Here is a 13,565-nt window from a genome sequence, read left to right as displayed (position 1 = left end):
GCCAGCACCGGCGGCGTCACCATCGCGGTCAGCAGGGACATCGCCACGATGATCGCGTAGACGCGGTTGTTGAACACGCCGGCGGCGAGGCCGAGGCTGGCGATCACCACGCCCACTTCGCCGCGCGGCACCATGCCGAAACCCACGATGGCCGCGCTGCGCTTGCCCAATGCAAGCGCGCCCAAGCCGCCACCGAGCAGCTTGGAGAGGATGGCGATCACCGTGACGACCAGCAGCATCCACAGCGCATCGGCACTGGCCAGTTCGTGCAGGTCGATCTTGCTGCCCGTGACCACGAAGAAGAACGGCGTGAGCAGCGCCAGCAGCGGCTGGCTCTGCTGCTCCAGCATGTGCTGCTGGCGGGTTTCGGAGGCGATCATGCCGGCGAGGAAGGCGCCGATGATCGCCGCGAGGCCGAACAGGGTGGAGACATAGGCGAGGCCGAGGCAGAGCGCCAGCGCAATCAGCAGGGGCGATTGCGTGTGACGTGGCTTCTCCAGCCAGTCGGAGTTCCGGCGCATCATCCGCGCGCCGCCCCAGCCGATCACCACGATGAAACCGGCCGCCTCGCCCAGCACCACGAGCAGGTGGCCGGGATCGAAGCCATCGCCGCCCTGCATCGAAACCACCACGCCGAGCAGCAGCATGGCGAGGATGTCGTCGATCACCGCGGCGCCCAGGATCACCTTGCTCTCCATCCGCTGCAGCGCTCCCAATTCCTGCAGCACGCGGGCGGTGATGCCGGCCGAGGTGGCCACGAAGGCGGCGGCCACGAACATGGACTTGTCCCAGTCGAAGCCGCTGCCGTGCGCCCATAGCGCACCCATGCCGAAGGGCACCAGCACGCCGACTACGCCGACCAGCAGTGCGGTCCTGCCGACCTTCTTCAAATCGTCCAGCCGCGTTTCCAGGCCCACCGAGAACAGCAGCAGCACCACGCCGATTTCGGCCAGCACGTCCAGCGGCGTGCCGGTGGCGACCTGGTCCGGCGTGATCCAGCCGAGCAGGGAAGGGCCGACCACGCAGCCTGCGGCGATCTCGCCCACCACGCCGGGCAACTTCAGCCGCTGGGCGACCTCGCCGCCGATCTGCGCGGCGACGAACACGATGAACAAGGTAAGCAGGATGTCGCTGGTGTGATACATGCAATAAGTCCAGGCGAATACCGACCCGCATGCTACATATGGACATACAGGTAATGATCGGAGTGACCTTACGTCTTCACCCATGAAGTTACATAGTCACCTTGTCCCTTACGACGACCATCAACGATGGTGTCATCAGCACCTCAACAAAGGCTGCAGATAGCCCGTGAGCAATGCCCTCCTCGTATTGAAAATTTCTCGCGACGATGCAGGTACAACAAATAACAACCACAAGTAACGGCAGCTGGTACGCGGAATGGCACGTCGACCGTCAATTGTCCATAAAAATCTATGTAGATCATGGATCTAATTACTACATATGACGGAGAGGGTAGGATGCACGAGTCACTGAAAAATCCTTCAGCCACGTATAACGCATGCGAGACGGGAGAAGCCCATTCCAGCGTTCGGGCGCATCCGCTCAAGAGTCATGGGATTCTGTTCGATGACGAAATCTAGTTATCTACTCTATACGCCTTTAGCTTGTACCAAAGCGTTCTCTCGCTGATGCCAAGCAAGCGAGATGCAACTGCCTTGTTGTTAGCACTGCGCTCCAGCGCTGCTTTGATGATCTGACACTCAAGGCTTTCAACTTGAGCTTTCAGATCGAGAGAACAATCAGTGAAAGTGTTATCAGTGGTTGCGACCGACGACAAAGAGTGTCTGAGTGATTCATGGGACAATTCTACTGGCAGTTGATCCAATGTGATTTCTTCCCCACGGCAGAGAACAACGGCGCGCTCCATGATGTTCTCAAGCTCGCGCACATTGCCAGGCCACTCATAAGCTTCGAGGCGTTGCAGCACGTGTGAACCTAGACGAGGGGTAGCACGCCCCAGTCCCAGGGCATGCTTGTGCAGAAAGTGATTGGCCAGCAATGCGATGTCGCCTTGGCGATCCTGCAGCTTTGGTACATCAACACGCACGACGTTGAGGCGAAAATACAAATCCCGCCTCAAGGCACCGCTTTCCACCGCTTGGTGTAGGTCACGATTGGTGGCAGAAACGACGCGGATATCCACCGGAGTTGCCCCATTTGCGCCGACTCTTTCGATGCTTCCCTCCTGCAGCATACGCAGCAGCTTGACCTGCAGGTTCGCCGGCATTTCGGTGATTTCGTCAAGAAAGATCGTGCCCCCACTGGCCAGTTCGCATTTACCGACGCGATCGCGTACAGCACCAGTAAACGCACCTTTGACGTGCCCAAAAAGCTCGCTTTCAAGAAGCTCCGCCGGGATGGCCGCACAGTTGATCGGCACGAATAAGCCCTTGCGACCGGATGCCTCATGAATGGCGCGAGCCACCAGTTCCTTGCCTGTGCCGGTATCTCCGACAATGAAAGCATTGCTACGCGTCGGCGCCACTTGGCGGATCAACTCGTAGAGCGATTGCATCGCAGCACTCGTTCCGATGAAGGCGCCCCAACCACGCGAAACCTCCTCGCGTAGGAAGGTGTTCTCGCGTTGCACAGCCTGCATGGCCAGCGCCCGAGTGACCGCCATCTCGACGGTCTCCATTTCGAATGGACGGATGATGTAATCGATGGCCCCAAGCTTCATGGCCTGAACAGCCGTTTCGATGGTGCCATAGGCAGTCATTACGATGATAGGAACATCCATACCCCGCTCGCGTAATGCAGCGAGCAAGCCGATGCCGTCCATACGTGGCATGCGCAAATCAGTCAGCACCAGATCGATAGATTGCTTTTCGATGATGGACAGTGCCACCACCCCATCGCTGGCCTCAGAGACGATATGCCCCATAGCCTTGAGCGAAAGCTCCAGGATGCGCCGCATCTTGGCTTCGTTGTCCACTATAAGGATGCGCTTGGTGTTCATCGATCCAGTCCGTTTACTGCGAAGGTGAGGTTGAAGGAAGCCCCTCCCCATGGGCTCTCACCCACAACGACCTCGCCGCCATGCACATGCACGACCTGCTGCACGATGGTAAGGCCGAGACCGATACCGCCTTCTCGGCGACTAAAAAAGGGATCGAAGATAGCTTGCCGAAGCGCCGGCGGTACGCCAGGGCCATCGTCCATCACGGAGACATGTAATACCGAGCCATCCAGCCGTGTCGCGATCTGCACGCAACCGCGGTCTCCGACGAACGCGAGGGCATTCAACACCAAGTTGAGCAGCACCTGCATAATCTGCTCCCGGTCGCACAGAAAGATCAGCTCGGGCTCGGCAAAGCTGCACGAAAGCGAGACGCCAGACTTCTCGGCGCGTGATGCCAACAAGTTCAGTACGCTGTCGATAATCGCGTGTAAGTCGTGCGGCCTGAAATCCGGCTGCGTCGGGCGCGCGCATTCGAGGAGCAAGGTCACCAGGCGATTGAGTCGTTCAGTCTCGCTAAAGATGAAGCCGATCAGTTCATGTTCGCGCTCACCCAGTTCGGGCTGCCGCTGCAACAATTGCGCAGAATTGCGCAAGATGCCGAGTGGCGTGCGCACTTCGTGCGCCATGATCGCGGCCATTTCGCCCACGACCGCGAGTTTGCCTGCGCGCACAACCTGCTCGCGCGACTTTGCCAGGTCATCGATCATCTCCGCATAAGCGCGGTGCAGCTCCTGGACCTCCAAGATGTTGGTGGTTGGTAATGGCGCCAGGGCCACATCGCGTTGCCGGAAGCTACGCGTGAAGTCTGTCAGGGTCATGATTGGCAGCGCGATGCGGTGGGCCAGGTGCGAAGAGATCCACAGGCCGGCCATAAGGGTCAGCACGAGGACCGCCAGCATGGCCCAAAGCAGGCGCCAGATCGGTCCGAAGGACACGGTGGTAGGTTCAACCATTACGATGCGCCAACCCAGTCCCTGGAACTGCTGATAGCCTTCGGACTTCGCCACGCCAACAAGCACTGTGCCATAGCCCAATGCGTTGCCATCACGCACGTAGGACACGACACCTTGATCTGGTAAACGCCAGTTCAGTGTCAGCCGATCCACATCGATGCGTGCACGCAGTGCCGCCGACGCCGCGATCACGTGGCCATTCTGGTCCAGCAGCAACAGGCTCCGTGGCCCATGGTTGACGGCATCATCCAGCAACTGCTGAACGACATGCCGATCGAGCACGGCATAGAGATAGCCGAGACTACCTTCGCCGAAGGCATTGGGGATCGCGGTACGCAAAATGGTCGTGTCGCCATCAGCATCATGAACCCGCGCCAGGCTCACGCCGCCGAGCCGGCTGCCCGGAATGGCCTGCCAGGATTTGGCGACAGGTGCCATGGTGCCGATATACGCGGCTTGACTGGCTGCGACCACGCGGCCCCGCTCGTCCGTGCACAACAGGGCCGTGTAGGCGCTTCCCTGCCCCGCGTGCAGATCCGCAAGGAAGTGCGACAGGCGCTTATCCACGTCATTGACGCGAATGTCCTGCATGACTTCCAGCCCGCTCCACACACGCATGTTCTCGATGTGCGAGAACAGCAGGGTGTCGATACGCTGCATGATAGTGCTGGCACCAAACCGGAGGTTTGCGGCGATCTCCGTACTGAGCGCAGCACGAAATTGATAGAACGACAGCGCACCCACGACCAGTACCGTGCCTAGCAGGGTCCAAAATAACAGGCGAAAGAGGGCCGCTCGTATCGTCAAGTGAATGCCGTCGCGTGGTGGGGGTACAGAAGCGCCCATGACCACGAGGCGCCGCTTTGCGATCTCCTGCCTCAGTGTCGCAGAATTCGGGGGTGCGCCGATTCATCGTGGGGAAACGGTCACCTAGAGCTTTTGTCTACTCGCCGACATGGCCCACGCATGCCGGCCCCGCTCCATGCACTTGCCGGTAGCATCTCCATGAACAGGTACCTGTGCCGTTTTTTGCGCCACGGTGTGGCCACCCTGCTGTTTGGGCTGGCATACGCATCGACAGCCGCGGCGACTGATAGCGACGGCGCAAGCAGCGTATGGCAAACGGCTCCCTACACGCTGGGCCAAGGCCTCTACTTTCCCGGCATGGGGCTGCGGATAGGCGGCTATACCGACTTCAACTTCTATGACGTCCAGCGCACCAAGTCCAGTTACGACGTCCACGATTTCAGCTTGTTCCTGACCCAGGACATCGGCACACAATGGCAGTTGTTTACCGAAATTGATGCCGCTAATCCGGTAACCGGCAGGGGCCGAACCGACGTCGATGATGCCGAACTGGATATTGAGCGCCTGTATGTCGACTACCACGCGAATCCATACGTCAACTTCCGTTTCGGCAAGTTTCTCACTCCCGTTGGTGAATGGAATCTGGTCCATGCCGACCCGTTGACCTGGACGATATCGCGACCGCTTTCGACATCGGCAGCCTTCGCGCTCCATGCCACAGGAGCCATGATGTTCGGCACCGTTCCCGTGCATGGGAACGATCTTGATTACTGGGTATTCGCCGACGACACCAAGAACCTCCGCATTGGCGACGACCAAGACAATGCTTACACCAATTTCGGCACAACGGAAACGCTGCAGAACAATTTTCGACAGGCATTCGGCGGCAGGGTGTTGTACCACCTGTTCGGGGACTCGCTGAGCATCGGTGCATCCGCCCTCAGCTACGAGCTGGAATCCCCTCGTGACAAGTACTTCCTGAGTGGCCTCGATTTCAATTGGACCACGCACTACATCGGCTTCACCGGCGAGGCAATCTATCGCAGAAGCACGGACAATCGCCCCGACGAACGCGGCGGATTCTTGCAGACAGAGATACCGTTGTGGCGCCGCTTCTACTTCATAGAACGCTACGAACGGTATCGCTCTTCGACACCTGAGCGAACCACCACCATCCGCACCACGGCCATCAACTTCAAGCCGATCGAAGGCGTCGTCCTTAAAGTCGAATACCGCGATGGCACGCACAACCTGTTGCTAGCCCCCACCGGGTGGCTGGCTTCCGTTGCCGTCCTGTTCTGAAACCATGCGCGGACGCATCCGACAATGGTTGGTATGGCTGGCCATGGGAGGTCTGCCGGCATTCGCCTCAGTGACCTGGGCGGCGTCATCGCAGATGGCCATCATTACTGCGATCGCCACACCTCAACTCACGCTCAACCAGGACACGCTGCGCAATATCTACCTGAAGAGGATCTTCGTGGATGACCGCGGGCAGCGGCTCACACCTGTCAACCTTCCAAGCGGTGATCCGCTACGCGAAGCGTTCACACATACAGTCCTGCACATGGGCGATGGTCAGCTCCAAGATTACTGGGACAAGCAGTACTTCCAGGGTGTGAGTCCGCCCTACGTGCTTGCCTCACCTGATGCCGTAGTCCAATTCGTGGCGAAGACACCAGGCGCCATTGGCTATGTAGCCGCATGCCAAGTGAATGCATCGGTGCGCACGGTGATGACCATCACGCTTCCATCCAAGCCAGGCAATGAACTGCTGGTGTGCCCAGAGCATCGCACTTCACCCTGAAGCAGGTATTGATCTGCAAATTCTTGCAGACAAATTTTGCAGTCTGCATGCAGACAAGCTAGTGCAGAAAACTGGCTTTCCCCTACGCATCAATCAGTTGTGCTCATGGCACGGAATTCGCTCTTCGCGAAGCGACAGCATCCGTCCCATCCACTCCTGAGTTGGTGCCGCTTGAATCAGATTTCGATACCTCGCTGCGATACCCCTCTTCCGCGCAAGGGCATCTTCCGCGTCCTGATTTGTCGACCTAACCATCGCCTCGGCAACACCGTTCTTCTGACGCCACTGATCAGCGAGCTTGAGCGGCACTACAAGGGCGCAGAAATCGATGTGATTTCGGAAGGCGGCATCGCAAAAGAGATTTTTGCCAGCTTCTTCAGTGTGCAGAACGTGTATTGCCTGCCCAAGCGTGGTTTCAAGCATCCGTTTCCCTTCCTACGATTGATTCGGCGTGTGCGCGAAACACAGTACGACCTCATCATCGACCCTTGCATCGGATCGGGCTTTAGCAGGGCGCTGACACGCCTGCTACGCGGCACATACAAGCTTGGTTTCAGCGACGACCCAAAACGTAGCGGCTTGACCCATGCAGCCCCGACGATTGTCGCGGGGCAACACATGGCCAAGCGACCGGTGAATCTTTTGCGTTGGGCTTTGGCACTTGAAACCACCTATCACGACAGTATGCCGACGCTCGACATCCGGCTGACCGATTTGGAAGTTGACAGCGGACGTCGCGCCATCAACCAGTTGTTGTCCGAATCGCGGCAGACCACATCGCCTCCAGTAGTTGGCGTATTCGCCAACGCCACGGGTGACAAGCGATATCCCATGTCGTGGTGGCGGGAATTCATTGACACCTTCAAGTTGCTCAGCCCGACGGCAAGCATCGTCGAGCTGATTCCGATGCATGGTCGCTCCATGCTTGGTGCGGAATGGCCTGCTTATTATTCGTCGGACATCCGCCGCATGGGCGCGGTGATGGCAAGCGTCGATCTCATGATCACTGCCGACTGTGGCGTCATGCATCTCGCTGTGGCGTCCCGGACGGCGACCATTGGCATGTTCTGCGTTACCGATGCATCCGTTTATGCCCCTTACGGACAGGGCAACTACCCACTCCGGACCCCTGGCCTTACAGCGCGCCAAGTGGCCTGCCGGGTGGTAGAAAACTATTCCCAGTTGCTGGGACGTGAAACAGACGTCCCCATTCCCACGCGTCATGACGACTTCTCCGTACGGCAAGCGTCGACGCCATGATTCAGTTGCGCGCATCAAATCGCCGATTTTCGCGCGATTCGCTCCCGCGATTTTTTCCTTACCTTTGGTTGCCACTCTGGGGGGGCGCTGCGCTGGTTGCCATATTTCAGCACGGCCCCATGCCCATGTATTCGACACGGACTTTGTCCGTGGCGTGGGAGATGTGGCTTCACCACAGCATTCTTGTTCCGTACCTCAACGGTCTTCCTTACAGTGACAAACCGCCGCTGCTGCTATGGCTTATTCAGCTGGGTTGGGCCGTAGCGGGCGTCAATGATGTCTGGCCTCGCTTGCTGGAGGTCTTGCTAGGCGCCTTCCAGTTGCTGCTCGCATGGCGTTTGGCGCGCCACCTCTTTCCGCAAGAGATACGTATCGCGCATGCCACCGCCTGGATCCTCTCGGCTTTCACGTACGGGTTCCTGTTCGGCTTGCAGGTCATGTACGAAGTGCAGTTGGCCGACTGCGTGCTGGCAGCCATGTTGTGCCTGGCGCCGGCCGCGCACGGAAAGGCCCCGCGCTTCGGCGGATTCTCGCTCGCCCTCAGCCTTGGCCTACTGACCAAGGGCCCCGTGCTGTTGTTGCATGCGGGCGTGCCCTGGCTGCTTGGCCCGCTGTGGAGCGAATGGGCGCGACGCGAACGCCGGCATTGGTACTGCCGTGGCGGCCTTTCCTTTCTGGCGGCTTGCACCGTACTGCTCGCGTGGGCCCTATCGGCAGCGTGGGTCGGCGGCAACGCCTATCAGCGCATGCTGCTGGTGCACCAGACCGCTGGGCGCGTGGTTGATGCCTTCGCCCACGCACACCCGTTTTGGTGGTATTTGCCGCTGCTTCCCGTGCTGGCTTTTCCATTCGCGCTTTGGCCACGCATTTGGTTCGCATTGCTGCGATGGCGCCTGCCACTAGAGCCGGGCGTACGCTTTCTCCTTGCTTGGCTGGTTCCGGTGCTGCTGGGTTTTTCGCTGATCAGCGGCAAACAGCCCTACTACCTGCTGCCTGAGTTCGCCGGCCTGGCGATGTTGATGGCGGTTGCCCTCATCCGCGCCGATGCATCGGAAGCGGCAAACAGTCGCTGGCTATCGCCCTGGCCGCTGGCCGCGCTGTTTGCGGCTTCGGGACTGGTCCTGATCGGGTTGGATGCGCTCATTGCCGGCCATGCGCTGTCCGATCCGCTATATACCGTCATGGCCTCCCACAGCCTGCCATTCGGCGTGTTTTATCTGCTGCTCGCCCTGCTTTTGGTCGCATTTCGCAAGGGTGAACTTTATCGCGTGGCGGGCGCGGGACTCGCAGCGGCCGTAGCGGCGAATGGCCTCTTCAGCCTCACATTATGGCCGGCTTATGACTTCGCTCCCGTCAGCCACCTGGTGGCCAAGGCGCAAAGCGAAAACCGGCCCGTGGCCAGCTTCGAATCAAACGATGGCCAATACACCTTTCTTGGCCGCTTGACCCAACCCGTCGAGCAGTTGCACAGCGCAAGTTCATTGCGGGCATGGTCGGGCGAGCATGCCGACGGACTCGTCATCGTCTATCCGAAACGACTGAGCCAGGCGGATTACGACCAGGCGATCTACATCCATCCGTTCCGCGGCATCTCGCTGGCCATATGGCCTGCACCGGCGCTGGCAAAAGCCCTGCCGCAGGAGGATCTGTGACTAGTGCCGGCACCTTGTGGATGGTCATCGGCATGGGGAGCCAGCTGGTTTTCTCGGGGCGCTTCTTCATGCAATGGATCTACAGCGAATGGCGACGCGAGAGCAGCATCCCGATGTCGTTTTGGTATGCGAGCGCCGTGGGCAGTGTCGGGCTGCTTGCCTATGCCATCGAACGGCACGACCCGGTGTTCATCGTCGCGCAGGCCGCCGGTCTGCTCGTGTATTGCCGCAACATCCAGTTGCGTCGGCGCGAAATGCGCGCGGATATCGCGGAGGCGGCGCGATGATCCACATGGATGCGCAATCCGTCTGGCTGGGGATCGGGCTGCTGGGACAAACGCTTTTCGGAGCGCGCTTCGTCGTGCAGTGGCTGCACAGCGAGATCCTCGGCAAGAGCCGTTTCCCGCGCATGTTCTGGCAGATCAGCGTCGTCGCCGGCGTATTGATCCTTTCCTATGCCATCCACCGCCGCGATCCGGTCTTCATTTCCGGCGAGGCCATGACGCTGATGATCTTCTGCCGGAATCTGCAACTGGTCAGCCGCAAAGTGCCAGCCAAGACCGCGGGCGAAAACCGCTCTGCCCATGGAGAAGCGCCATGACCGGCAGCACGGGCACCCATGCCGCCGATCGGGGCGCCGGTTCGTTGCGAGCATCGCGGGCATGGCTGTGGATAGTGGCGCTGGGCATCCTGCTCGGCTTCGCTTTCCAGGGTTCGCGCGGATTGTGGGGGCCGGACGAAGGGCGCTATGTGGACGCCGCGCTGCAGATGATGGACTCCGGCAACTACATGGCGCCGGCCTACAGTCCGGCGGAGCTCAACTTCTCCAAGCCGCCGCTGACGTATTGGGTCATCGCCGGATCCATGCAGCTTTTCGGGCGCAATGTCTGGGCGGCCCGGTTGCCTTATGCGCTGGCCTACCTCGCCACGCTGCTGGTGCTCTTCGCGATGGGGCGCAAGGCGTGTCCCGACAGGCCGTGGCTTGCGCCGCTGGTATATGCCACCTCCGTGTTCGGCTTCCTCGCTTCCAACATCATCAGCACCGACGTGTTGCTGACCCTTGCCGAGGGCCTCGCCGTGCTCGGCTTCATGATGTACGCGTGGCCCGATTCCGCGTTGCAGGCACGCCGCGGTCACTGGCTGATGTGGCTCGGATTCGGCCTTGCCTTCCTCGTCAAGGGCCCGCCCGGCCTGCTGCCGCTGCTGGCGATCATCGCGTTCACTGCGCTGTGCGACGACTGGCGTGCCGTGGGGCGCCTGTTTGCCCCCACTGGCCTGCTTCTGTTCCTGGCAGTGGGCTTCACCTGGTATGCCCTGGCGATTTCCCGATACCCGTGGTTGCTGCATTACTTCATCCACGACGAGGTTTACGGACGCATCTTCACGCACATGTACGTGCGCCATTCGGGGGCTTTTGGCTGGTTTCTGGTCTACGCCCCCGTGCTGGTGTTCGGCAGCTTGCCGTGGTGGCGCGGCGCCATGCACGCGGTTAAAGCTGCGGCAAGCCCTTCGTCATGGAGGACATGGCGCGAGGCGCGTTCGGTCCAACTGTTCCTGCTGCTGTGGTTCGTCATTCCCTTCGTGATTTTCTGCGTGGCGAAATCCCGACTGCCGTTGTACCTGCTGCCGCTATTCCTGCCATTGGCCTTACTCGTGGCATCGTGCATGGCACCGACGTTCGACCTCTCGCTCCGCCGAAACACGCTTCTGCTGGCAGCGTGGGTAGTGGTCTTGCTCGCGATCAAGGCTTTGCCCGCTTACGGCTACGGCGCGGATATCGACGATGGCGCGGGCGCGCGACAGGTGGCGACAGCCGCTGGCACCGACTACCACGCACTCATATTCGTGGAAAAAGCCACCGACAGCTATGCCATCGAGGAGCAGACGCCATGGGGTATGCGTCTCTATCTCAGCAAGCCCGTCTACGGCGTTCGTTGGATGGACGCGGACGCCGCCGCGCAGATCTGTTCGGCCATCAAGGCGCAGGGCCGGTCGTTGCTTCTGGTCGACCACACCATCACCCGCAAAGACCTTGAAGACGCATTGGTCCATTGCCGCGCGTCCGCCACGCCCGTCGGCGCATGGCGCAAGGATTTGTTGTTCGTCGTGGGCATTTGAAGCAGCCGAACTCCTCCCCAACCCATCGGGAAAGATCAGTATGTGCGGTATTGGCGGCGTCTTAATGAACCACCAGGAAGGCTCACCGGATGCGATCGTGCACCAGGTGCAGGCCATGCTTTCGGCAATGCGCCATCGCGGACCCGATGGGCAGGCCGAATACAGCGCCGAGAACATCGCCATGGGTGCCAATCGACTCGCGATTCGTGGAGTCGATCGTGTACAGCCACCGCTGTTCGTGCATGCCTCCGGCGTAGTCGTGATCTGTAATGGCGAAATCGACAATCACCGTACCCTGCGCGCCTCGCTCGCCGTGCACGGCCATACGATCGAATCAGGCAGCGACATCGCCGTCATCGCGCCGCTCTACCTTGAGAAAGGCCTTAGCTTCCTCGAACATCTCGACGGCGTGTTCGCGCTGGCGTTGTGGGATCCCCGCCAAAGGCGCCTCATCCTTGCCCGGGATCGTACTGGGGAAAGGCATCTCTACTACGCCACGTCCACGCAAGGCCTCTGGTTCGCTTCCGAACTGGCGGCCCTGCAGATTGCCGCGCCGGCGGATACGGAAGTGGATCGGCAATCGCTGGCCTACTACCTGCGGTCGGGCTATTGCCCGTCGCCACGGACACCGTTCGTCCGGCGGTTCAAGGTATGTCCCGGCGAGATGATCGTGCAGGAGAGAAACAAGACGCGTTATATGCGTTACTGGACGTCACCCATCGGCAGGAAACCGACCGCTCTGCCCAGCGCATCCACATTCGATGCGGTTTTCCGCAACGCGATCGTGCGACAGACTGACGTCGACGTAGATTACGGCGTACTGCTCAGTGGCGGCCTGGATTCGTCCCTCATCACGGCCGTGGCGCGCCAGGTACGCCCTGCGCACCGGCTCAAGGCCTATTGCATCCGCTTCGAGGAAAGTTCCTTCGATGAAGCAAGCGGCGCGCAAACCGTCGCCGGCCGGTACGACTGCCCGCTCGCCACGGTCACGCTGGGCGCAGCGCAGGTGCCGCAGATGCTCAGGCATCTCATCCGCACCACCGGGGAGCCGCTGGCCGATCCCGCGTGGCTCCCGCTGTTCCTGGTAACCGAACGTGCGTCCTGCGACGTCAAGATGCTGCTGGCCGGTGAAGGCGCGGACGAGTTGTTCGGCGGCTACCCGACTTATCTTGGCGCATTGTGGTCGTCGCAATACGGCAGGTTGCCGGCAACCGTGCGCAAGACCATTCGGAGCCTTGTCACCGCACTTCCCGTCAGCGACAAGAAGATGGCGCTCTCCTTCCTGCTCAAGAAGTTCGTCGACGGACAGGAACACGACGGCCTGACGCGGCACCTGCTCTGGAACGCAAACCTGTCACCGGACTGGATCCGGCGACTGGGCATGGACCACCCGCTGGACCAGATCGACCACAGCGAGCTGTCGCTACTCGACCTGGTCCAGAACCACGATTTCGGTCAATCGTTGCCAGACGCCTTGATGGCCAAGGCCGATCGCGGCGGGATGTGCCATGGCGTGGAGATCCGGGCACCGTTCCTCGATCGCACGGTGATCGAATACGCCAGCACGCTGCCGGCGGACGCCAGGATCAAGCGGCTGCGCACCAAGGCTTTCCTCAAGGACTATGCGCGCCGCTATCTGCCCGCGGAAATCATCGAACGTCGGAAGCGCGGCCTCTCCGTCCCGCTCGGGCCATGGCTACGCGGGCCTCTTCGCTGCTGGGCAATGGACAAGCTGTCGAGCAAGGCTCTAAGCGACGCTGGTATACAGGTCGATGCGGCCCTGGCATTGATGGAAGAACACATACAGCGGCGAAATGATCACGCACGCGGCTTGTGGAATCTCATCGTGCTGTCCGAATGGCTGGAATGGACTGCAGAGATGCGAAACAACACTCTTTCGACGTATGACCTATTGCTGCAACCCGCACTCTTGTGTGCGTCTTCCTTTTAGCAATAACCCCTTCTGGTGAAGCCAGATCAAT

At 60.2% G+C, this 13,565-nt stretch carries 11 protein-coding genes; 8 read left to right on the top strand and 3 right to left on the bottom strand.

The features are described 5' to 3' along the window. From IHE46_RS02925 to IHE46_RS02915, 3 genes are all read right to left on the bottom strand, one after another. Positions 1–1,145, bottom strand: a 1,145-nt coding sequence (locus IHE46_RS02925) for a cation:proton antiporter (RefSeq protein WP_192163089.1), incomplete at its 3' end; no start/stop codon positions are given. A gap of 455 nt (positions 1,146–1,600) precedes the next feature. Beyond that, positions 1,601–2,983 (bottom strand): sigma-54 dependent transcriptional regulator, encoded by a 1,383-nt coding sequence (locus IHE46_RS02920; RefSeq protein ID WP_192163088.1) that lies wholly within the window; start codon positions 2,981–2,983, stop codon positions 1,601–1,603. Continuing rightward, positions 2,980–4,683, bottom strand: coding sequence for an ATP-binding protein (locus tag IHE46_RS02915; RefSeq protein ID WP_192163087.1), 1,704 nt, complete (start codon positions 4,681–4,683; stop codon positions 2,980–2,982). The genes IHE46_RS02920 and IHE46_RS02915 overlap by 4 nt, the downstream gene beginning before the upstream one ends. 261 nt (positions 4,684–4,944) lie before the next feature. On the opposite strand from IHE46_RS02915, the gene IHE46_RS02910 reads away from it, so the two are divergent. From IHE46_RS02910 to asnB, 8 genes are all read left to right on the top strand, one after another. Continuing rightward, on the top strand, positions 4,945–6,048 hold the full coding sequence (locus IHE46_RS02910; RefSeq protein WP_192163086.1) for a porin: 1,104 nt from the start codon (positions 4,945–4,947) through the stop codon (positions 6,046–6,048). 4 nt (positions 6,049–6,052) lie between these two features. After that, entirely contained in the window at positions 6,053–6,553 is a 501-nt protein-coding gene (locus tag IHE46_RS02905) for a hypothetical protein (RefSeq protein WP_192163085.1), read from the top strand. Between the two features lie 171 nt (positions 6,554–6,724). Continuing rightward, positions 6,725–7,813, top strand: coding sequence for a glycosyltransferase family 9 protein (locus tag IHE46_RS02900; RefSeq protein WP_192163084.1), 1,089 nt, complete (start codon positions 6,725–6,727; stop codon positions 7,811–7,813). A 119-nt stretch (positions 7,814–7,932) separates the two neighbouring features. After that, positions 7,933–9,465, top strand: coding sequence for a glycosyltransferase family 39 protein (locus IHE46_RS02895; RefSeq protein ID WP_225562733.1), 1,533 nt, complete (start codon positions 7,933–7,935; stop codon positions 9,463–9,465). A 20-nt stretch (positions 9,466–9,485) separates the two neighbouring features. Further along, positions 9,486–9,752 carry a lipid-A-disaccharide synthase N-terminal domain-containing protein gene (locus tag IHE46_RS02890; RefSeq protein WP_225562732.1) on the top strand — a complete coding sequence of 89 codons (267 nt, stop codon included), beginning with the start codon at positions 9,486–9,488 and terminating at the stop codon, positions 9,750–9,752. Beyond that, a complete protein-coding gene (locus IHE46_RS02885) occupies positions 9,749–10,066 on the top strand; it encodes a lipid-A-disaccharide synthase N-terminal domain-containing protein (protein ID WP_225562731.1) in 318 nt (105 codons plus the stop codon). The genes IHE46_RS02890 and IHE46_RS02885 overlap by 4 nt, the downstream gene beginning before the upstream one ends. Further along, positions 10,063–11,583 (top strand): glycosyltransferase family 39 protein, encoded by a 1,521-nt coding sequence (locus tag IHE46_RS02880; protein ID WP_192163081.1) that lies wholly within the window; start codon positions 10,063–10,065, stop codon positions 11,581–11,583. The genes IHE46_RS02885 and IHE46_RS02880 overlap by 4 nt, the downstream gene beginning before the upstream one ends. Positions 11,584–11,623: 40 nt before the next feature. Then, the gene (gene asnB / locus IHE46_RS02875; RefSeq protein WP_225562730.1) at positions 11,624–13,534 is read left to right on the top strand and encodes an asparagine synthase (glutamine-hydrolyzing); all 1,911 of its coding nucleotides are present in this window, start codon (positions 11,624–11,626) and stop codon (positions 13,532–13,534) included. Positions 13,535–13,565: the final 31 nt, after the last annotated feature.

This window comes from Rhodanobacter sp. DHG33 (assembly GCF_014843005.1).
In the GTDB taxonomy this organism is placed as follows: domain Bacteria; phylum Pseudomonadota; class Gammaproteobacteria; order Xanthomonadales; family Rhodanobacteraceae; genus Rhodanobacter_A.
Note: the sequence above shows the minus strand (reverse complement) of the source record. Positions and strands in the feature narration are given on the sequence as shown.

What these genes read in the sequence shown, in the direction of transcription:
- IHE46_RS02920 (WP_192163088.1), bottom strand. Translation starts at nt 2,983, where the DNA reads ATGAACACCAAGCGCATCCTTATAGTGGACAACGAAGCCAAGATGCGG.
- IHE46_RS02910 (WP_192163086.1), top strand. Translation starts at nt 4,945, where the DNA reads ATGAACAGGTACCTGTGCCGTTTTTTGCGCCACGGTGTGGCCACCCTG.
- IHE46_RS02905 (WP_192163085.1), top strand. Translation starts at nt 6,053, where the DNA reads ATGCGCGGACGCATCCGACAATGGTTGGTATGGCTGGCCATGGGAGGT.
- IHE46_RS02895 (WP_225562733.1), top strand. Translation starts at nt 7,933, where the DNA reads ATGCCCATGTATTCGACACGGACTTTGTCCGTGGCGTGGGAGATGTGG.
- IHE46_RS02890 (WP_225562732.1), top strand. Translation starts at nt 9,486, where the DNA reads ATGGTCATCGGCATGGGGAGCCAGCTGGTTTTCTCGGGGCGCTTCTTC.
- IHE46_RS02885 (WP_225562731.1), top strand. Translation starts at nt 9,749, where the DNA reads ATGATCCACATGGATGCGCAATCCGTCTGGCTGGGGATCGGGCTGCTG.
- IHE46_RS02880 (WP_192163081.1), top strand. Translation starts at nt 10,063, where the DNA reads ATGACCGGCAGCACGGGCACCCATGCCGCCGATCGGGGCGCCGGTTCG.
- asnB (WP_225562730.1), top strand. Translation starts at nt 11,624, where the DNA reads ATGTGCGGTATTGGCGGCGTCTTAATGAACCACCAGGAAGGCTCACCG.